Here is an 18,794-nt window from a genome sequence, read left to right as displayed (position 1 = left end):
GTCTGATCAAAAAACATATGGCTGCCATCACCCTCTCCCACCTCCTCAAAACCTACGGCACTGGTGCCAAGGGCAACACCGTCATCCACGACCTGAGCGCCAGCATTGCCGACGGCGAATTTGTCGTCATCGTCGGGCCGTCGGGCTGCGGCAAATCCACCTTGCTGCGCATGGTGGCGGGCCTGGAAGACATTTCGGGCGGCACCATTTCGATTGGCGACCGCGTGGTGAATGACCTGGAACCGGCCGAGCGCGACATCGCCATGGTGTTTCAGAACTACGCGCTGTACCCGCACATGAGCGTGTTCGACAACATGGCCTATGGCCTGAAGATCGCCAAGCGCCCGACCGAAGAGATCAAAGCGCGGGTAGACAAGGCCGCTGGCATTCTGGAACTCTCTCACCTGCTGCAACGCAAGCCCCGCGAGCTGTCGGGCGGCCAGCGCCAGCGCGTGGCCATGGGCCGCGCCATCGTGCGCCAGCCGCAGGTGTTTTTGTTTGACGAGCCACTGTCGAATCTGGACGCCAAGCTGCGCGCCCAGACCCGGCTGGAGATTCAAAAACTGCACCGCGAGTTGGGCATCACCAGCTTGTTCGTGACGCACGACCAGGTCGAAGCCATGACGCTGGCCCAGCGCATGATCGTGATGAACGGCGGCCACATGGAGCAGTTCGGCACGCCCGAAGAGGTCTACAACCGCCCGGCCAGCACCTTTGTGGCCAGCTTCATCGGCTCGCCACCCATGAACCTGCTCAAAAGCGCGCCAGGCACACCCACCGGTCAGATCATGGGCATCCGCCCTGAGCACCTCGACATCTCGCCCTCACCCAGCCCGAACAGCTGGGCCTTGAGCGCTGACACCGTGGAACTGCTGGGCGCCGAGCGCTTGGTGCACGCCCGCTTAGGGCAAGAAATCCTCACATTGCGGCTGGACGAGTCGATCACGCCGCCTCATCCGGGCAGCACCTTCCACGCCACCCCCCGCGCCGACCGCGTGCACTGGTTTGACGCGCAAACCCAAAAACGCATCGCCCCATCAGCACCATGACCCACTGGCCCTACCCGCGCTGGATCGCCCATCGGGGCGCTGGCAAACTCGCCCCCGAAAACACCCTGGCCGCCTTCCGGCTGGGCGCGGCGCACGGCTACCGCATGTTTGAATGCGACGCCAAACTCAGCGCCGAGGGTGTGGTGTTCTTGATGCACGACGCCACCCTGGAGCGCACCACCAACGGCCACGGCATTGGCGGCGATCTTGCTTGGCACGCCCTGTCGCAACTGGATGCGGGCGGCTGGCATTCACGCGCTTACGCAGGCGAACCCTTGCCCACCCTCGAAGCGCTGGCCCGTTTTTGCCTGGCCAACCGTTACCTGCTCAACATCGAGATCAAGCCCACCCCTGGCACCGAAGCGGCCACAGGCGAAGCTGTGGCCCGCCTGGCGGCACAGCTGTGGCAAGGGACCGAGGTGCCACCGCTTTTGACCTCGTTCAAACCCGAGGCCCTGGCCGCTGCGCAACTAACCGCCCCCGAATTGCCCCGTGGCTTGCTGGTCGACACGCTGTGGGAGGGTTGGCTTGAAAAAGCCCTGGCGCTTCAGTGTGTGGCCGTGGTGGCCAATTACGCCTTGTGGGACGCCAGCACCGTGGCCCAGGTTCACGGCGCAGGCATGCGCTGCCTGAGCTACACCGTCAACGACGACTGGGCCGCCCAGCACCTGCTGGCGCTGGGCACCGACGGCATCATCACCGACCGGGTGGATGTGTTCAGCCCTGCGTGATGTGACAAAGATATCGGACACGCCGAGCCCTGACCAGCAACATCAGCGCTTCAGTTGTCCTGTGGGTGCTTGGCTTTGCCTAACCCTCCAGACGGGGTTGAGGGTATCGCGGAGGTCGGCGGTCCAAGACCCCGACGTTTTTTCACAAAGCACCAAGGCCTGGATGTACCGCGCCCTATGACTTGCGACAGATGTCGGACTCTTCGAGTACCGACCTACAAGCACTCCATCAGAAACGCCGCGGAGCTACTGCCTCAATCGAGCTTGGCCCCCGATTTCTGAACCACCGCCGCCCAGCGCGGCATCTCGGTTGTCAGGAATTTCGCAAAGTCATCGGCCCCCAAATACGCCGGATCAGCCCCTTGCGCCACCATGCGTTGGCGGATGTCGGGCTGGTTCATCACGGACTTGAACGCGTCGCTGAGCTTGTTGACCACGTCTTTGGGTGTGCCTGCCGGGGCCAAAAAGCCATAAAAGCCCACCACTTCGAAGTTTTTGATGCCGGTTTCCATCACGGTGGGGATATCGGGCAAGGCCGGATTGCGCTCGCGGCTGGTCACGGCCACTGCCCGCACTTTGCCTTGCTTGTGATACTGGGCGGCTTGCGGAATGCTCTCGGCCATGAACTGAACTTGCCCCGCCATCAGGTCGGTGAAGGCGGGGGCGCTGCCCCGGTAGGGGATGTGCACCATGAACAGGCCGGTGGCCACCTTGAACATCTCGGGCACCAAGTGGCTGCTGCCGCCATTGCCCGCAGAGCCGTAGTTGATCTGCCCAGGCCGTGCTTTGGCATAGGCCACAAACTCCTGCAGGGTGTTGGCGGGCACTTTGGGGTTGACCAGCAAGGCCAGCGGTTGCATGGCAGTGCGGGCCACGGGCACAAAGTCCTTGAGCGTGTTGTAGGGCAGTTTGCTGTAAAGCGCCGGGTTGATGACCATCACGCCGGTGTTGGCCAACATGAGGGTGTGGCCATCGGGCGCGGCGCGCATGACTTCTTGTGCGCCCACGGTGCCGCCTGCGCCAGCCTTGTAGTCCATGATGATGGGCTGTCCGAGCTGGGCCTGCAGCCGGTCAGTCAGCAATCGGGCGTGCTGGTCCAGCGGCCCGCCTGCAGGGAAACCCATCACCACCCGGATCGGTTTGCTCGGAAAGGCCCAGGCACTGGCCATGGCTGCGGCCAAGCCAAGCGAAACGATGAGCTTGAAGGTGCGTTTTTTGGTTCGTGTCATGCGGATTCCTATGGATTCGGCCCTGTGAAGTTTTCAATTCCCAAAGATCTTGTAGGTCGGTGGTCGAAGACCCCGACATGGGCCTGTGCCGAAGCGGCCAAACGTCGGACTCTTCGAGTGCCGACCTACGAGATGACATGTCTCACACATTTCAAACTTCAGCGTGCCTGATCAATTGTTAAAAATTGGCCCCGAAAAGCCTGTGCACGTGATTCAATGACGCCTCCAGGCTTTGTTCAAAACCCATTCCAGCGTTGCAGCGGTGAGCACCAAGGCGATGTAAGTGTTCATTTTTCCATCATGCCCCTGCACCCACACGCCGACCACCAACACCAACACCCCACTCAAGGCGTGCAGTGCCATTTTGCGTCGCAAGGTTTGCCCACCCGGCCCCATGACCCATCGCCCGGCCAAAGGCATGACCACGGCCATGGCCAAGGCGGGCATGACAAAGCCTAAAAAATGCAGCATCAATTGCCAAAATGTCATGAGAACTCGTTGTGTTTGGGTGCAAAGGCACGATTGCCCACTTTCGAAGCCTCAAATTGTGCCTTCAAAGGCTCGTCAATTTTGGCTCCCACACATTGTGTCAAGCAAAGTTGACATATCGTGCCTATAATGACCTTCATGGCTGTATGGACCCTCGGTTTGAACCACACCACCGCTCCGCTGGATCTGCGCGGTCGGTTTGCCTTCGCCGTCGACAAATTGGTGCCCACCTTGCAGGGTCTGCGCCGAGACCTGTCCCAACGCATCTCACAAGAACCCGAAGCGGCCATCTTGTCAACCTGCAACCGCACCGAAATTTATTGCGCTGCCGACCAGGCCGCCACCAAGGACACACTGCACTGGCTGGCCCAAACCGGTGGCGTGAGCGCTGCTGAACTGCTTGCCCACACCTATGTGCTGGAAGGCAATGAAGCGGCCCGCCACGCCTTTCGTGTGGCCAGCGGCCTGGACTCCATGGTGCTGGGTGAAGCTCAAATCCTGGGCCAACTCAAAGACGCAGTGCGTGCCGCCGAACAAGCCGGGGCTTTGGGGATCACCCTGAACCAACTTTTTCAGCGCAGTTTTGCCGTGGCCAAAGAGGTGCGCAGTTCCACCGAAATTGGTGCCCACTCCATCAGCATGGCTGCCGCCTCGGTGCGACTGGCCAGCCAATTGTTTGAAGACCTCAAGGACATCCGCATCCTGTTTGTCGGGGCCGGGGAAATGAATGAGTTGGTGGCGACCCACTTTGCTGCCAAACAACCCAAGAGCATGGCCATTGCCAACCGCAGCTTGGACCGGGGTGAACTCCTGGCCAGCCGATTTGGCGCCGAAGTGATGCCCTTGGCCGATCTGCCAGAGCGGCTGCACGAATTCGATGCGGTCATCAGTTGCACCGCCAGTACCCTGCCCTTGATCGGCTTGGGCGCGGTGGAACGGGCACTTAAAAAACGCAAATACCGTCCCATGTTCATGGTCGACTTGGCCGTGCCGCGTGACATCGAGCCCGAAGTCAAGTCCTTGGAAGATGTGTACCTCTACACCGTGGACGACTTGGCCAGCGTGGTGCAAGCCGGACAGGCGCAGCGCCAAGCAGCGGTGGCCGATGCCGAAATCATCATCAATGCCGGGGTGCAAAGTTTCAGTCACTGGCTGGGTCAGCGCGATGCAGTTCCCCTGATCCAGCAACTGCAAAACCAGGCCGACGCCTGGCGCGAAGCCGAACTGGCCCGGGCGCGAAAACTGCTGGCCCGGGGCGACGACCCGATCGCCGTGATGGAGGCATTGTCCAAAGGACTGACGCAGAAAATGTTGCACGGCGCTTTGGCCGAACTGCGCGGCGCTGCCCCGGAACACCGCGAGCAGACCATGCACACGGTGCAGCGCGTGTTTTTGCGCAAAGAGCGTTAGCGGCTCACATCTCAGGTCGGGGCTTGCGCTCCACCCCACTCGCTTGGCACACAGCATGCAGCTTCTGCACTGACACAGGGCAAGCGTCGCCATTGAAGCTCCCAACCGATCCCGCTCGCATGAAACCTTTCCTCATCCAACAACTCGAACGCTACGCCCTGCGCTTGACCGAGCTGGACTTTTTGCTGTCCCGCGAAGACATCATGGCCGACATGACGCAGTTCCTGAAGCTCTCGCGCGAACATGCCGAGGTCAGCGCTGTGGCCTCGCGCTTTGCCCGCTTTCAGCAGCGCAGCGCCGACCTGGCCGCCGCGCAAGCCATGCTGGATGAGGAAGACATGCGCGAAATGGCCGAAGAAGAAGCGGCCAGCGCCAGCGCCGAGTTGCAAAGCCTGGAAGCCGAGTTGCAGCGCATGCTGCTGCCCAAAGACCCAGACGACGCCCGCCCGGCTTTTGTCGAAATCCGCGCTGGCACCGGGGGCGACGAATCGGCCCTGTTTGCAGGGGCCCTGCTGCGCATGTACACGCGCTACGCCGAAAGCCAGGGCTGGCGGTGCGAGATCGTCTCCGAATCGGTGAGCGAGCTGGGTGGCTACAAAGAAGTCGTGGTGCGCATCGACGGCGACCAGGTTTACGGGGCACTCAAGTTCGAGTCGGGCGGTCACCGGGTGCAGCGCGTGCCCGCCACAGAAACCCAAGGCCGCATCCACACCAGCGCCTGCACCGTGGCGGTGCTGGCCGAGCCGGACGAAGCCGAAGCCATCAAGATCAACCCGTCGGACTTGCGGATCGACACCTACCGCGCCAGCGGTGCGGGCGGGCAACACATCAACAAAACCGACTCGGCGGTGCGCATCACCCACTTGCCCACCGGCATCGTGGCCGAATGCCAGGACGGCCGCAGCCAGCACAGCAACAAGGCCCAGGCCCTGAAGGTGCTGACAGCCCGTATTCAGGAAAAAGACCGGGCCGAACGCGCCGCCAAAGACGCGGCCGAGCGCAAAAGCTTGATCGGCAGCGGCGACCGCAGCGACCGCATTCGCACCTACAACTTTCCGCAAGGCCGTCTGAGTGACCACCGCATCAACCTGACGCTGTACAAGCTGCTGACCATCATGGAAGGCGATTTGCAGGACGTGGTCCACGCCTTGCAAAGCTACGAAGCCGCCGAACAGCTGGCCGCGCTGGAAATTGGAGCCACCGCCTGATGCACACCCCTGCGACCGTGGCCGAATGTCTGCGCCAAGCCCAAACCCTGGGTGTCGCCCGGGTAGACGCGCAGATCTTGCTGCTGCACAGCCTGCAACGCCCACTGCACGACCGCGCCTGGCTGCTGGCCCACGACAGCGACACCTTGACGCCAGCGCAAGCAGCCGCCTGGCAAGACGCGCTCAAGCGCCGCTTGCAGGGTGAGCCCGTGGCCTACATCACCGGGCGCAAGGACTTTTTTGGCCTGACGTTGGCCGTGGATGCCCGCGTGCTAGACCCGCGCCCCGACACCGAAACCCTGGTGGAATGGGCTCTGGATTGCCTGCCTGAATCCACACCCGCACCCTCGCCCTTCCATGGTTCGCCCCGCATTCTCGACCTGGGCACGGGCAGCGGCGCGGTGGCCCTGGCGCTGCAACACGCCCGACCCGATGCCACCGTGTGGGCCGTGGACGCCAGCGAAGACGCCCTGGCCGTGGCCCGCGCCAATGCCGCCCGCTTGCAGCTGGGCGTGCAATTCATCGCCAGTGACTGGCTGAGCGCGGAGGATGTTCAACACACGGGCCGCTTTGACCTCATTGTCTCCAACCCCCCTTATGTGGCCGATGGCGACCCGCACCTGGCCGCCCTCACGCACGAGCCCCTGCAGGCCCTGACCAGCGGCCCCGACGGCCTGAATGACATCCGCCAAATCATCGCCCAAGCCCCTGCCTGTCTGGCCCCAGGCGGCTGGCTGCTGCTCGAACACGGCTGGGACCAGGCGGCCCCAGTGCAGGCCCTGCTGCGCGAGGCCGGGTTTGAGCAGGTGCAGTCGCGCCGCGATCTGGGCGGCATTGAGCGCTGCACGGGCGGACAGCTGGCGGTGTAAGGACTTCATGGGACTTCATGGGAGTTCATGGGAGTTCATGGGAATTTGACACTGTCCTATCGATCCATACAATGTATGCACGATCAAGTTTGAATGGGACCCGCCCAAAGCGGCGACCAACCTCAAAAAGCACCAGGTTTCTTTTGAAGAAGCCCAATCCGTTTTTTTATGACGAGTTGGCAGTGCAATTTTTCGATGAAGATCACTCATCGGTTGAAGAGCGATTTCTGATGCTGGGTATGAGCTCGCAAGCCAGATTGCTCATCGTTTGTCACTGTGAACGTGAACAAGGCGGCGTGATCCGCATCATTTCCGCTCGCAAAGCAACCCCTCGCGAACGCGCTTTTTACCCAGGAGGCTGATATGAAAGCTGAATACGATCTCTCCAAGTTGCCCTCCCGCAAAAATCCCTATGCGTCCAAACTCAAGAAATCCGTCACCATGCGGCTTTCCGAAGATGTCGTGGTTTACTTCAAAGGCATGGCTGAAGAAGCGGGCATGCCCTACCAAAGCCTCATCAATTTGTACCTGCGCGACTGTTTGGCCAATCACCGCAAAATTCAGATCAAGTGGCCTCAATCGGTTTGAACAAACAGCCGGTCATCCACATCGACATGCAGGTTTTCAATCAGAGGGATAATTCACCCCATTCGACACCGACCCCATTTGGAGCAACACCATGAGCGACACCCAGCAACGCATCGACGAACTCGTCAAAGGCAACGAGATCACCCTGTTCATGAAGGGCAGCGCCAGCTTCCCCATGTGCGGCTTTTCCGGCCGCGCCATCCAGATCCTCAAAGCCGTCGGCGTGGACCCCAAGACCGTCAAGACCGTGAACGTGCTGGACGACGCCGAAATCCGCCAAGGCATCAAGGAGTACAGCAACTGGCCCACCATCCCCCAGCTCTACGTCAAAGGCGAATTCATCGGCGGCTCGGACATCATGATGGAAATGTACGAATCGGGCGAACTTCAGCAAGTGATCAACGGTCAGGCCTGATCAGTCGCCTCACACGAGGGCTCAACCCCTCCAAAGCCACCTTCGGGTGGCTTTTTTGCGCTTCAATCGGCTGGATGCATCCACAAGCGCTGCGCCGACAGAACCGCTTGTGGGTAGGCCGCTTGCCCCCGGCTGCCGTTGTAGCGGCCCAGCCCCATGAACAGGTCACCCCGCTCCCGGTCCAGCAAGTGACGCAGGATGACGCAACCAAAGCGCAGGTTGGTTTGCATGTGGAACAATCGACTGTCATCGCCGTCACCAATCAGCCGCGCCCAAAACGGCATGACCTGCATGTAGCCGCGTGCACCGGCACTGGAAATGGCGTATTTGCGAAACGCGCTTTCGACCTGCACCACGCCCAGCACCAGTGACAGGGGCAGGCCTGCCCTACGGGCTTCGTACCAAAGTGTTTGTAAAAACTCTTGCCGCTCGGTGGGGTGTTTTTTGTAGCGCGACAGGCGTAGGCTGCTGGCCGTTTGCCACTGCGCATAGCTCTGTTGGTCTGAGGCGGTGGGCAACAGGGGTTCAGGGGGTGCTGCCGCCGCAACCGCAGCGCTGAGAGCCGAGCGCACGGCATGCGACAGCGGCTCTTCGATTTGCCGCCCCGCGTGCGCCAGCCCGGAGGGCAACAGGGCCCCGCACAGGCTGAGCAAACAAACCCGACGGCTGTGCAAGACCGGGCGCGTCATGGGCGCGTGCGGCTCAGGGGGCCAAACGCCCCTTGAGGTGGCCCAGAATATCGGCCACGGCCACTTTGCTCGATTCGGCATCGCGGCGGTGTTGGTACTCGACTTGGCCGTCTTTGAGTCTCTTGTCGCCAATCGTGATGCGGTGCGGCACACCGATCAGCTCCCAGTCAGCAAACATGGCACCGGGGCGCTCGCCTCGGTCGTCCAAGATGACATCGACACCGTCGGCCAGCAATGCGGTGTAGATGCGCTCGGCCTCCTGCTTGACGGCTTCGCTGCGGTCCATGCCGATGGGGCAAATCACCACGGTGAACGGCGCAATGGCGTCGGGCCAGATGATGCCGCGCTCGTCATGGTTTTGCTCGATGGCGGCGGCGGGCAGGCGGGTGATGCCAATGCCGTAGCAGCCCATTTCCAGAAACTGGGGCTTGCCGGTTTCGTCCAGGAAGGTGGCGTTCATGGCCTTGGAGTATTTGGTGCCCAGGTAGAACACATGGCCCACTTCGATGCCGCGCTCAATGGCCAACTCGCCCTGGCCGTCGGGCGACTGGTCGCCCGCGACCACGTTGCGGATGTCGGCCACCAAGGCAGGCTCGGGCAGGTCGCGGCCCCAGTTGACGCCGGTGATGTGAAAGTCTTCTTCGTTGGCACCGCAGATCCAGTCGGTCATGACGGCCACGTCGCGGTCGGCCACCAGGTGCACGGGCTTTTTCAGATTCAGGGGGCCGAGGTAACCCGGCTTGCAACCAAAGTGGTCTTCGATTTCGGTCAGGGTGGCAAAACGGAATCCGCCTTCCATGCCGGGCAGTTTGCCGACCTTGACTTCGTTCATGTCGTGGTCCCCGCGCAGCAGCAAGAGCCAGACTTGGGATTTGACGATCTCGCCATGATCGTTCAGGGTGTCTGTGGCCAGAACCAAGGATTTAACGGTGGTGGACAGCGGCACGTTCAGCAAGGAGGCCACGTCTTCGCAGGTGCTCTTGCCGGGCGTGGCCGTCTTGGTCAGGGCTTGCGTGGCTGCACCGCGTGGCTGGCTGGGGGCCAGGGCCTCGGCTTTTTCCATGTTGGCGGCGTAACTGCTGGTCGGGCAATACACGATGGCGTCTTCACCGGTGGCGGCGATCACCTGGAACTCTTCGCTCAGGTCGCCCCCGATGGCGCCGCTGTCGGCGGCCACGGCGCGGTAGGTCAGACCAAAGCGGTCAAAGATCTTGCGGTAAGCCCCGGCCATGACCTGGTAGCTGGCCTTGGCGCTGGCCACGTCACGGTCAAAGCTGTAGGCGTCTTTCATGGTGAATTCGCGCCCACGCATCAGGCCAAAGCGGGGGCGGCGCTCATCGCGGAATTTGGTCTGGATTTGGTAGAAGTTTTTGGGCAGCTGCTTGTAGCTGCGTACTTCCTGGCGCACCACGTCGGTCACGACCTCTTCGCTGGTCGGCTGGATCACGAAGTCGCGGCCGTGGCGGTCCTTGATGCGCAAAAGTTCCGGGCCCATCTTCTCAAAACGACCGGTTTCCTGCCACAGCTCGGCAGGCTGCACCACGGGCATGGTCATCTCGATGGCACCTGCGCGGTTCATCTCTTCGCGCACGATGGCTTCGACCTTGCGGATCACGCGCAAGCCCATGGGCATGTAGTTGTAGATGCCTGCGCCGAGCTTCTTGATCATGCCCGCGCGGGTCATCAGCTTGTGGCTGACCACTTCCGCGTCGGCCGGCGCTTCTTTGAGGGTGGAGATCAGGAATTGAGAAGCTTTCATCGCGGCACGCTTACTAAACAGGGGTATCAGGGAAACATCCAAGAGCCAGCGCCGATGCGGCGTGCATAATGGACACAATTTAAAAATTTGGGGTTGATTATGCTTGACCGTGAAGGCTTTAGGCCGAACGTCGGCATCATTCTGCTCAACCAGAGAAACCAGGTTTTCTGGGGCAAGCGCATCAGAACCCACAGCTGGCAGTTTCCGCAAGGCGGCATCGACCGGGGCGAAAGTCCCGAGCAGGCGATGTTCAGAGAACTGCATGAAGAAGTGGGGCTCCACCCGGAGCATGTGCGCATCGTGGCCCGAACCCGTGACTGGTTGCGCTATGAAGTGCCAGACCGCTTCATCCGAAGGGATGCTCGCGGTTTTTACAAAGGCCAGAAACAAATCTGGTTCCTGTTGCAGATGGTCACCCACGACCACCACCTGAATTTGCGCGCCACAGACCACCCCGAGTTTGACGCCTGGCGTTGGAATGACTATTGGGTCCCGCTCGATGTGGTGGTGGAGTTCAAGCGCGGCGTCTATGAAATGGCACTGACCGAGTTGGCACGCTTCCTGCCGCGTCATGACCGACAAAACCGCTACCTGCGTGGCGGTAGCAGAGCATCACGCGATGGCATGGAGCAAGAAACCCACCTGGACATGCAGCCACCGATGCACATGGAGCTGCCGCCTGGGGCCAGCTTTGACCCCAATCCGCAAGGATGAGGTGCACAGGCAGGTAGCCCTAAAGGCCCCTGCGCATTCAGCGGCGCAATATCAGGTTGTCTCGGTGCACCATTTCAGGCTCTGCGGTGTAGCCCAGCAGTGACTCGTACTCGTGCGAAGGCTTGCGGCACAGCAAACGGGCCTCTGCGCTGGCGTAATTGGCCAGGCCCCGGGCAATTTCTGCGCCTTGCTCATCCCGGATAGCGATGACATCGCCGCGTGAAAAATCACCCGCCACACCCGTCATGCCAATGGGCAGCAGGCTCTTGCCTTCGGTCAGCACTTTGTGGGCTGCACCAGCATCCACCGTGACCGAGCCTCGCATTTGCAGATGGTCGGCCATCCATTGTTTGCGCGCTTGCTGCTTGGCCGTCTGGGCCACCAGCAAAGTACCCATGTTGTCTCCCTGACAGAGACGAAGCAAGGCATCGGGCTCGCGCCCCCAAGCGATGACGGTGGACGCACCCGAACCCGCTGCTCGCTTGGCTGCGAGGATTTTGGTGATCATGCCCCCCTTACCAATGCTGGAGCCCGCGCCACCGGCCATGGCTTCCAGTGCCGGATCACCTGCACGGGCCTCGTGCACAAACGTGGCTGCTGGGTCTTTGCGCGGGTCGGCGGTGTACAAACCTTTTTGATCGGTCAGTATGACCAACAGATCGGCTTCGATCAGGTTGGCCACCAAAGCGCCCAAGGTGTCGTTGTCGCCAAACTTGATCTCGTCGTTGACCACCGTGTCGTTTTCGTTGATGACGGGCAACACCCTGTGCTGCAACAAGGTGAGCAAAGTCGAGCGGGCGTTGAGGTAGCGCTCGCGGTCGGCCAGATCGGCATGCGTGAGCAAGACCTGGGCGCTGCCCATGCCGTTTTCACGCAGCTTGGTTTCGTACATCTGCGCCAAACCCATCTGGCCCACGGCTGCGGCAGCTTGCAAGGCAGGGACTTCGCTTGGGCGGGTGGTCCAGCCCAAGCGCTTCATGCCTTCAGCAATCGCACCGCTGGAGACCATGACCACTTCCTTGCCTTGGGCACTGAGCAAGGCCATTTGACGGCACCACTCGCCAATGGCGGCCTCGTCCAGCCCCCGGCCTTCGTTGGTCACCAGGCTGGAGCCGACTTTGACGACGATGCGACGGGCATCGCGCAGGAGAGTGGAAACGGCTACAGAGGTCATGCTGCGGTGTTTAGGGTAGACAAGGGGTCGCCATTTTCGGCGCAGGCCACCGAATCAATCGGCGTCGGAAGGCAGCGGCTTGAAGCGCGGATCATCGGCATCGGGCTCTTGGGGCTTGTCTTGCTCTTTGAAGCGGGGATCGATGTCCACCACGCCTTGCTCGATGATTTGCTGCGCACGGATGTGCTTGTAGATTTCCTTGATCAGCGGCTCGCAGCCTTCGCGGGTCAGGGCCGAAATCTGGAAAACCGGCCCTTTGTAGCGCATGCGTTTGATGAAATCCTTCACCCGTGCTTCGCGCTCCTCGGCCGGCACCATGTCCAGCTTGTTGAGCACCAGCCAGCGCGGCTTGTTGTACAGGCCCGGGTCGTATTTTTTCAGCTCGGCCACAATGGCTTTGGCCTGCTGCACCGGGTCGACGTTCTCGTCAAACGGCGCAAAGTCCACCACATGCAGCAGCAAACGGGTGCGCTGCAAATGGCGCAAAAACAAATGCCCCAGGCCTGCGCCTTCAGACGCGCCTTCGATCAAACCCGGCACATCGGCCACCACAAAGCTTTGCTCTGGGCCTACACGGACCACGCCCAGATTGGGGTGCAAAGTGGTGAAGGGGTAGTCGGCAATCTTGGGGCGAGCGTTGGACACCGCCGCGATGAAGGTGGACTTGCCCGCATTGGGCATGCCCAGCAGACCCACATCGGCCAGCACCTTCAACTCGAGCTTGAGCTCTTTCTTTTCACCGAGCCAGCCCGGCGTTTTTTGGCGCGGCGCACGGTTGATCGCGCTTTTGAAGCGCATATTGCCAAAACCACCGTCACCGCCCTTGGCGATCATGATGGTCTCGCCCGGCACCAGCAATTCGTAGAGCACTTCGCCAGTTTCAGCGTCAGTGATGATGGTTCCCACCGGCATTTTGAGGGTGACGTCGTCGCCTGCTGCGCCGAACATGTCGGAGCCCATGCCGTGTTGGCCGCGCTTGGCTTCGTGCCGGCGCGAATAACGGTAATCGACCAAGGTGTTGAGGTTGATGTCGGCAAAGGCAAACACATGCCCACCCCGCCCGCCATCGCCCCCGTTGGGACCACCGAATTCCTTGTACTTTTCATGGCGGAACGAGACGCAGCCGTTCCCGCCGTCACCTGCGGAGATGTCAATATAGGCTTCGTCAACGAACTTCATGAGTTTTCCAGTGTAGCGTGGGGTCCGTCATGCAAAAACAAGACGAACCATAATGCGAAAAGCCCCGGCTGGCGGGGCTCCTCTTCGCAATGCGCGGGACAGGCTTAAACAGCCGGTGTCACGTTCACTGTGTGTTTGCTCAGTGCACCTTTGGTGGCAAACGACACATGGCCGTCAACCAAAGCAAACAGGGTGTGGTCCTTGCCGATGCCGACATTGTTGCCTGCATGGAACTTGGTGCCACGTTGACGAACGATGATCGCGCCAGCGCTGATCAGTTCACCACCGAAAGCCTTGACGCCGAGCATTTTTGGCTTGGAATCACGACCGTTGCGCGTAGAGCCGCCGCCTTTTTTCTGTGCCATGACCTATTCTCCTCAGGCAGCGATCGCACCGATTTGCAGTTCGGTGAACTGCTGACGGTGACCCTGACGTTTCTGATAGTGCTTGCGACGGCGCATCTTGAAGATGTGCACTTTGTCGTGCTTGCCATGAGCCACCACAGTGGCTTTGACTGTGGCGCCGGACACCAGGGGCGTGCCGATCTTCAGATCTGCGCCGTTGCCGACTGCGAGAACTTGATCAATCACGATTTCCTGGCCAACGTCCGCAGCAATCTGTTCTACTTTAATTTTTTCGCCAGCGACAACACGATACTGTTTGCCACCGGTTTTTATGACCGCGTACATAAATGACCTCTTTGAATGGAAGTTTCCAAGGGCTGATCCCCAAGGAACCGAAGATTCTAGCATGCAACGGCACGCGGTTCAATGTTCACGCGTCCATCAATCCCCGGCGCGGCCGGCAGGTCCAGGGTCAGTCCCTATAATGCGCTGAGTTTTTTGTCATTTTTGAACCCAGTATGCCTGGGGAACCTACATTCTCCGGAACTCCAAGTTGCCTGCCTCCGAAAACAGCACCGCCGCCGTTCTTGCACTGGTGGCACCCGACATGGCCGAGGTTGATCGTGTCATTGCCCATCGCCTGGACTCCGGTGTGCCTTTGGTTGGCGAAGTAGCGCGCTACATCATTTCGGCAGGTGGCAAACGCCTGCGGCCCGTGCTGCTGCTGCTCAGTTGCGGGGCTTTGGGCTACCAGGAGACACAACGCCACAACCTGGCTGCGGTGGTCGAATTCATCCACACCGCCACCTTGCTGCACGACGACGTGGTCGACGAGTCCACGCTGCGACGCGGCCGCCCCACCGCCAATGAAAACTTTGGCAACCCGGCCAGCGTGCTGGTGGGCGACTTTTTGTATTCCCGCGCTTTCCAGATGATGGTGGACGCAGGCAGCATGCGCGTCATGCAGACCCTGGCCGATGCCACCAACGTGATCGCTGAAGGCGAAGTGCTTCAACTCATGAACATGCACGACGCCTCTCTCGACGAAGAAGGCTATTTGCGCGTGATCCGCTCCAAAACGGCCAAGCTGTTTGAAGCCAGTTCGCGCCTGGGTGCCATTTTGGCGGGCAGCCCCGCCCCCATTGAGGCCGCCTGCGCAGAATATGGCCAAGCCCTGGGCACGGCCTTTCAGGTCATTGACGATGTGCTGGACTACGACGGCAACGCCGCCGAAATGGGCAAAAACCTGGGCGATGACCTGCGCGAAGGCAAAGCCACCTTGCCTCTGATCCTGGCCATGCAACGCGGCACGCCCAAGCAAAGCCAGACGGTGCGCGAAGCCATTGAAACCGGCAGCGTGGACAAGTTGCACGACATTGTCAGCATCGTGCGCGAAACCGGTGCCTTGGACGCCACCCGCGACGCCGCAGCAGCCGAAGCACAACGCGCCATCGAGGCAGCCATGCAACTGCCCGACAACACTTACCGCCAGGCCATGGTGTTGCTCGCCTCGCAGCTGCTCAATCGCAGAAACTGAGCGGAAAACACAGTGACACGCGTGCGAGCGGGCCAAGCCTTAATCAAACCACAGCTTGAATAAAAGCCAGCTTCAAGTTGGCTTTGGTGACAGGGTTAAAGCTTCAACTGTTCAACCCGGTCCAAGAGCAGGCTGAACCACAGGCACAGGCTCCGACTTAACCTCAGCAGGTTTTTCCAGCGTATTGAGTTCGACAAATGCATCGAATTTTGCAGGCTTGACCAAATAGTCCAGCCCCAACTTCAAGTACTCGGCGCTGGTGCCGACTGTTCCAAATGCTGACTGATGCTTTGCAGAGTAGCCCAAACCAGCCTGCCACTGTGATGTGCGCTTGCCATCGAGATACACCGCGCGAACGCTGTCAAACGTCAACGTTCCACCCAGCTTGAAGCGGGCAGAGACATCGTAGCCCGACACATCTGCGCCCGCTGTGGTCTTGGCATGGCGCAAACCCACCACCGCATCGGGCATGAACGATGAATTTTCCAGCGTCCAGACAAGGCCCACGTATGCTTTGTCCTGAGTGACATCTGCGCTCGCCAGCCCTCCAATCAATGCAAGAACCCCACCCCAAACGGTATTTTTGAGAATTTTTTTCATCAGCAAGTGCTCCATTTGTTGATTTTTCCATTTTCATTAGAAAAATCATCAATAGCAACACACTCAGAGAGGTCAAACTCTCCATGTAGGGATAAAACCACGCCTTTTTCATCCAAAGAGCACTCATTGAGACTGCCTGCGGTTTTGCTAGAATTTTTCCCGCTTCACTGCGGGGTGTAGCTTAGCCTGGTAGAGCGCTACGTTCGGGACGTAGAGGCCGGAGGTTCGAATCCTCTCACCCCGACCACATCACCGCCAAAAAGCCGCTGACTGAACACCGTCTGCGGCTTTTTTCTTGCCTGGCCTGACTGATGCGTCCATTTACAAACCGCCAGGGACAGCCCATGATACGAATACAAAGGTATTCATCAATTATCAGGAGACGTCATGCTGGACAGTGCGATCAACAAGGCGAAGATCGGGGCCATCGAGGATGCGCCGGTGGTGAACTATGTGCAGCAATTGCTGGAGCAAGCGGTGGCCATGAAGGCGTCCGATCTGCATTTCGAGCCCTACGAGCACCACTACCGCGTCCGCATGCGCATTGATGGAGAGCTGCGGGAAATGGCCACCCCACATCTGGTGCTCAAGGACCGTTTGTCTTCGCGCATCAAAGTGCTTTCACGCCTGGACATTGCGGAAAAGCGCTTGCCGCAAGACGGGCGCATGAAGCTGCACATGCCCGATGGCCGTGAGCTGGATTTGCGCGTCAGCACTTTGCCCACACTGTTCGGCGAGAAATTGGTGATCCGGGTGCTGGACTCTGCACAGGCCCAACTGGACCTGAACCGGCTGGGGTATGAACCGGCCGATTTGGCCCGGTTGACGCAGGCCATTCGCCACCCGCACGGCATGGTGCTGGTCACCGGCCCCACGGGTTCCGGCAAGACGCAGTCACTTTACGCCTGTCTGAATTTGCTGAACACCGCCGAGGTGAACATCGCCACGGTCGAAGACCCCTGCGAAATCCAGCTTCAGGGCATCAATCAGGTCAATGTGCAGGACAAGCCAGGACTGAGCTTTGCCGTGGCATTGCGGGCTTTTTTGCGGCAAGACCCGGACATTTTGATGGTTGGGGAGGTGCGCGACCTGGAGACTGCCAACATCGCGATTCAGGCGGCGCAGACGGGACATCTGGTGCTCTCGACGCTGCACACCAACGATGCGCCCAGCACCTTGGTGCGCCTTCGCAACATGGGCACGGCGTCTTACAACATTGCGGCCAGCGTGACTTTGATCACCGCCCAGCGGCTGGTGCGCTGTTTGTGCCCCCATTGCAAGCAAAGTGTGCAGCTGCCCTCCTCGGTTCTGTTGCAGGCAGGGCTGCCGCAAGACCTGCTCAGCAGCGACAGCGTGACGGTTTATGGCCCCGTCGGCTGCGATCAATGCCACAAAGGTTTTGCTGGGCGCACAGGCATTTTTCAGGTCATGCCGGTCAGCGCGGAGATGCAAAACCTGGTCTTGCGCGACGCAGGCAGTCAGGAACTGGCCCTGCAAGCACAGCGAGAGGGGGTGTCCACCTTGCGCCAGGCGGGTTTGCGCAAAGTCTTGCAAGGCGTCACGTCCCTGGAGGAAGTGCTGGCCGCCACACGGGACGGCGCATGAGCACCGGCAACCGCCGCCATCCCACCTTTGCCTGGAAAGGCCGGGACCGACAAGACCAGCCTGCGCAGGGGCAAATCAAAGCGCTCAACGCCGAACTGGCGCGAGCCCAGCTGCGCAGGCAAGGCATCACACACATTCAATTGCAGCGTTTGTGGTGGTACAGCACCCCCAAAGTCAGCACGCGCGAGATGGCCCAGATGACGCGGCAATTGGCTGCCTTGCTGCGGGCAGGCGTGCCCTTGATGCAGGCGCTGCACATGCTCTCTCGCAGCCTGACTTCAACGCTGCTCAGAGAGCTGATCGTGTCTATTGAAAACGATGTGACGTCGGGTACGGCTTTGCATGCAGCACTGGCGCGCCACCCGCAATACTTTTCGGCGCTCTACATCAGCATGGTGCAAGCGGGCGAGTCTGCGGGCATTCTGGACACCATGATGGAGCGCCTGGCCAACACGCTGGAAAAGAATGAAGCCGTGCGGTCGCGTGTGCGCTCCGCGCTGATGTATCCGTGCATCGTCTTGGGGGTGGCCGTGGCGGTGCTGGTGTTGATCCTGGTGTTTGTGGTGCCTGTCTTTGAGGATGTTTTCAAGTCTTTTGGCGCCGATTTGCCCTGGCCCACACAAGTTGTGGTGACCCTGAGCAGGGGTTTGAGCGCCTCAGGGCCATTTGCCTTGGCCTCCCTGTTGCTGGGGATCTGGCTTTGGCAACGGCACACCGCCAAGGCCGTGCAATTCAAGCTCTGGCTGGACCGCTGGCTGCTGCACTGGCCGCTGCTGGGTGCGCTCATTCGCAGTGCCGTGGTGGCGCGCTGGGCGCAAACCTTGTCGGCTTTGCTGGCGGCAGGTGTCCCCTTGGCCGAAGCATTGGGGCCCGTGGCACAGGCATGCGATCATTCGGTCTTTGAACGCGCCACGCTGCAAGTACAGCGTCGCGTGGCCCAGGGCAGCGGATTGAGTGAGGCCATGGCCCAAACGGGGCGTTTTCAGCCCATGATCGTGCAGTTGTGTGCAACCGGAGAAGAGACAGGAGCCATGGAAAATTTGTTAGCGCGGGCCGGTGGCCTGATGGAGTCCGAACTCGATGACCGTGTGAACGGCCTGTCCAGCATGCTGGAGCCCCTGATCATCGTGGTGCTGGGGGGCTTGATAGGGGGCATCCTGGTGGCCATGTATCTGCCCATCTTCCGTCTCGGTCAGGTGTTTTGA

The 18,794-nt window shown here is 60.4% G+C and carries 20 protein-coding genes, 1 tRNA gene and 1 pseudogene; 13 read left to right on the top strand and 9 right to left on the bottom strand.

The features are described from left to right. Positions 1 to 17: 17 nt before the first annotated feature. On the top strand, positions 18 to 1,049 hold the full coding sequence (gene ugpC, locus H663_RS28790) for a sn-glycerol-3-phosphate ABC transporter ATP-binding protein UgpC (RefSeq protein WP_053171784.1): 1,032 nt from the start codon (positions 18 to 20) through the stop codon (positions 1,047 to 1,049). Further along, positions 1,046 to 1,780 carry a glycerophosphodiester phosphodiesterase gene (gene ugpQ, locus H663_RS28785; protein ID WP_053171782.1) on the top strand — a complete coding sequence of 245 codons (735 nt, stop codon included), beginning with the start codon at positions 1,046 to 1,048 and terminating at the stop codon, positions 1,778 to 1,780. Before ugpC ends, ugpQ begins: the two co-directional genes overlap by 4 nt. A 254-nt stretch (positions 1,781 to 2,034) precedes the next feature. Here ugpQ and H663_RS28780 read toward each other — a convergent pair whose 3' ends face one another. Next, entirely contained in the window at positions 2,035 to 2,949 is a 915-nt protein-coding gene (locus H663_RS28780) for a Bug family tripartite tricarboxylate transporter substrate binding protein (RefSeq protein WP_240620470.1), read from the bottom strand. Between the two features lie 273 nt (positions 2,950 to 3,222). Further along, the gene (locus H663_RS28775; protein ID WP_053171778.1) at positions 3,223 to 3,498 is read right to left on the bottom strand and encodes a hypothetical protein; all 276 of its coding nucleotides are present in this window, start codon (positions 3,496 to 3,498) and stop codon (positions 3,223 to 3,225) included. A gap of 138 nt (positions 3,499 to 3,636) precedes the next feature. Here H663_RS28775 and hemA point away from each other — a divergent pair, with 138 nt between their 5' ends. From hemA to grxD, 6 genes are all read left to right on the top strand, one after another. Next, positions 3,637 to 4,908: a glutamyl-tRNA reductase gene (gene hemA / locus H663_RS28770; protein ID WP_053172144.1), complete on the top strand. Its 1,272-nt coding sequence runs from the start codon at positions 3,637 to 3,639 to the stop codon at positions 4,906 to 4,908. A gap of 119 nt (positions 4,909 to 5,027) precedes the next feature. Beyond that, positions 5,028 to 6,116 carry a peptide chain release factor 1 gene (gene prfA, locus H663_RS28765; protein ID WP_053171777.1) on the top strand — a complete coding sequence of 363 codons (1,089 nt, stop codon included), beginning with the start codon at positions 5,028 to 5,030 and terminating at the stop codon, positions 6,114 to 6,116. Continuing rightward, complete coding sequence (gene prmC, locus H663_RS28760) at positions 6,116 to 6,985, top strand: peptide chain release factor N(5)-glutamine methyltransferase (protein WP_053171775.1); 870 nt, start codon at positions 6,116 to 6,118, stop codon at positions 6,983 to 6,985. The genes prfA and prmC overlap by 1 nt, the downstream gene beginning before the upstream one ends. Positions 6,986 to 7,128: 143 nt before the next feature. Then, positions 7,129 to 7,347, top strand: coding sequence for a BrnT family toxin (locus tag H663_RS28755; protein WP_240620460.1), 219 nt, complete (start codon positions 7,129 to 7,131; stop codon positions 7,345 to 7,347). A 1-nt stretch (position 7,348) separates the two neighbouring features. Next, entirely contained in the window at positions 7,349 to 7,573 is a 225-nt protein-coding gene (locus H663_RS28750; RefSeq protein ID WP_053171773.1) for a BrnA antitoxin family protein, read from the top strand. A 91-nt stretch (positions 7,574 to 7,664) separates the two neighbouring features. Next, positions 7,665 to 7,988 (top strand): Grx4 family monothiol glutaredoxin, encoded by a 324-nt coding sequence (gene grxD / locus H663_RS28745; protein ID WP_053171770.1) that lies wholly within the window; start codon positions 7,665 to 7,667, stop codon positions 7,986 to 7,988. 62 nt (positions 7,989 to 8,050) lie between these two features. Here the strand turns inward: grxD and H663_RS28740 are convergent, their stop codons facing one another. Both H663_RS28740 and H663_RS28735 read right to left on the bottom strand, forming a co-directional pair. Continuing rightward, the gene (locus H663_RS28740) at positions 8,051 to 8,677 is read right to left on the bottom strand and encodes a lytic transglycosylase domain-containing protein (RefSeq protein ID WP_053171769.1); all 627 of its coding nucleotides are present in this window, start codon (positions 8,675 to 8,677) and stop codon (positions 8,051 to 8,053) included. A gap of 13 nt (positions 8,678 to 8,690) precedes the next feature. Continuing rightward, positions 8,691 to 10,436 (bottom strand): proline--tRNA ligase, encoded by a 1,746-nt coding sequence (locus H663_RS28735; protein WP_053171767.1) that lies wholly within the window; start codon positions 10,434 to 10,436, stop codon positions 8,691 to 8,693. Between the two features lie 99 nt (positions 10,437 to 10,535). On the opposite strand from H663_RS28735, the gene H663_RS28730 reads away from it, so the two are divergent. After that, a complete protein-coding gene (locus tag H663_RS28730; RefSeq protein WP_053171765.1) occupies positions 10,536 to 11,150 on the top strand; it encodes an RNA pyrophosphohydrolase in 615 nt (204 codons plus the stop codon). Between the two features lie 37 nt (positions 11,151 to 11,187). On the opposite strand, the gene proB is transcribed toward H663_RS28730, so the two are convergent. From proB to rplU, 4 genes are all read right to left on the bottom strand, one after another. Next, positions 11,188 to 12,324, bottom strand: coding sequence for a glutamate 5-kinase (gene proB / locus H663_RS28725; protein WP_053171763.1), 1,137 nt, complete (start codon positions 12,322 to 12,324; stop codon positions 11,188 to 11,190). Positions 12,325 to 12,378: 54 nt separating this feature from the next. Further along, complete coding sequence (gene cgtA / locus H663_RS28720) at positions 12,379 to 13,503, bottom strand: Obg family GTPase CgtA (protein ID WP_053171761.1); 1,125 nt, start codon at positions 13,501 to 13,503, stop codon at positions 12,379 to 12,381. 104 nt (positions 13,504 to 13,607) lie between these two features. Continuing rightward, positions 13,608 to 13,868: a 50S ribosomal protein L27 gene (gene rpmA / locus H663_RS28715; protein WP_053171758.1), complete on the bottom strand. Its 261-nt coding sequence runs from the start codon at positions 13,866 to 13,868 to the stop codon at positions 13,608 to 13,610. A gap of 12 nt (positions 13,869 to 13,880) precedes the next feature. Then, positions 13,881 to 14,192, bottom strand: a complete 312-nt coding sequence (gene rplU / locus H663_RS28710) for a 50S ribosomal protein L21 (protein ID WP_053171757.1) — start codon at positions 14,190 to 14,192, stop codon at positions 13,881 to 13,883. Between the two features lie 262 nt (positions 14,193 to 14,454). Between rplU and H663_RS28705 the strand changes: the two genes are divergently transcribed. Next, positions 14,455 to 15,384, top strand: a complete 930-nt coding sequence (locus H663_RS28705; protein ID WP_053172142.1) for a polyprenyl synthetase family protein — start codon at positions 14,455 to 14,457, stop codon at positions 15,382 to 15,384. Positions 15,385 to 15,495: 111 nt separating this feature from the next. Here the strand turns inward: H663_RS28705 and H663_RS28700 are convergent, their stop codons facing one another. Further along, the gene (locus tag H663_RS28700) at positions 15,496 to 15,990 is read right to left on the bottom strand and encodes a hypothetical protein (protein ID WP_133239994.1); all 495 of its coding nucleotides are present in this window, start codon (positions 15,988 to 15,990) and stop codon (positions 15,496 to 15,498) included. A gap of 164 nt (positions 15,991 to 16,154) precedes the next feature. Here H663_RS28700 and H663_RS28695 point away from each other — a divergent pair. The 3 genes and pseudogenes from H663_RS28695 to H663_RS28685 all read left to right on the top strand — a co-directional run bounded on the left by H663_RS28695 (position 16,155) and on the right by H663_RS28685 (position 18,794). Next, positions 16,155 to 16,231: transfer RNA gene (locus H663_RS28695), tRNA-Pro, on the top strand. Positions 16,232 to 16,365: 134 nt separating this feature from the next. After that, positions 16,366 to 17,589: pseudogene (locus H663_RS28690) on the top strand (GspE/PulE family protein); the annotation flags it as partial. Next, positions 17,586 to 18,794: a type II secretion system F family protein gene (locus tag H663_RS28685; RefSeq protein ID WP_053171751.1), complete on the top strand. Its 1,209-nt coding sequence runs from the start codon at positions 17,586 to 17,588 to the stop codon at positions 18,792 to 18,794. The pseudogene H663_RS28690 and the gene H663_RS28685, both read left to right, overlap by 4 nt.

The sequence above is a fragment of the Limnohabitans planktonicus II-D5 genome, assembly GCF_001270065.2.
Classification (GTDB): domain Bacteria; phylum Pseudomonadota; class Gammaproteobacteria; order Burkholderiales; family Burkholderiaceae_C; genus Limnohabitans_A; species Limnohabitans_A planktonicus.
This window is presented reverse-complemented; position numbering and strand designations above follow the sequence as displayed.

Coding starts and splice junctions, on each gene's coding strand:
- ugpC (WP_053171784.1), top strand. CDS start 18: ATGGCTGCCATCACCCTCTCCCACCTCCTCAAAACCTACGGCACTGGT.
- ugpQ (WP_053171782.1), top strand. CDS start 1,046: ATGACCCACTGGCCCTACCCGCGCTGGATCGCCCATCGGGGCGCTGGC.
- H663_RS28780 (WP_240620470.1), bottom strand. CDS start 2,949: ATGGCCAGTGCCTGGGCCTTTCCGAGCAAACCGATCCGGGTGGTGATG.
- H663_RS28775 (WP_053171778.1), bottom strand. CDS start 3,498: ATGACATTTTGGCAATTGATGCTGCATTTTTTAGGCTTTGTCATGCCC.
- hemA (WP_053172144.1), top strand. CDS start 3,637: ATGGCTGTATGGACCCTCGGTTTGAACCACACCACCGCTCCGCTGGAT.
- prfA (WP_053171777.1), top strand. CDS start 5,028: ATGAAACCTTTCCTCATCCAACAACTCGAACGCTACGCCCTGCGCTTG.
- prmC (WP_053171775.1), top strand. CDS start 6,116: ATGCACACCCCTGCGACCGTGGCCGAATGTCTGCGCCAAGCCCAAACC.
- H663_RS28750 (WP_053171773.1), top strand. CDS start 7,349: ATGAAAGCTGAATACGATCTCTCCAAGTTGCCCTCCCGCAAAAATCCC.
- grxD (WP_053171770.1), top strand. CDS start 7,665: ATGAGCGACACCCAGCAACGCATCGACGAACTCGTCAAAGGCAACGAG.
- H663_RS28740 (WP_053171769.1), bottom strand. CDS start 8,677: ATGACGCGCCCGGTCTTGCACAGCCGTCGGGTTTGTTTGCTCAGCCTG.
- H663_RS28735 (WP_053171767.1), bottom strand. CDS start 10,436: ATGAAAGCTTCTCAATTCCTGATCTCCACCCTCAAAGAAGCGCCGGCC.
- H663_RS28730 (WP_053171765.1), top strand. CDS start 10,536: ATGCTTGACCGTGAAGGCTTTAGGCCGAACGTCGGCATCATTCTGCTC.
- proB (WP_053171763.1), bottom strand. CDS start 12,324: ATGACCTCTGTAGCCGTTTCCACTCTCCTGCGCGATGCCCGTCGCATC.
- cgtA (WP_053171761.1), bottom strand. CDS start 13,503: ATGAAGTTCGTTGACGAAGCCTATATTGACATCTCCGCAGGTGACGGC.
- rpmA (WP_053171758.1), bottom strand. CDS start 13,868: ATGGCACAGAAAAAAGGCGGCGGCTCTACGCGCAACGGTCGTGATTCC.
- rplU (WP_053171757.1), bottom strand. CDS start 14,192: ATGTACGCGGTCATAAAAACCGGTGGCAAACAGTATCGTGTTGTCGCT.
- H663_RS28705 (WP_053172142.1), top strand. CDS start 14,455: ATGGCCGAGGTTGATCGTGTCATTGCCCATCGCCTGGACTCCGGTGTG.
- H663_RS28685 (WP_053171751.1), top strand. CDS start 17,586: ATGAGCACCGGCAACCGCCGCCATCCCACCTTTGCCTGGAAAGGCCGG.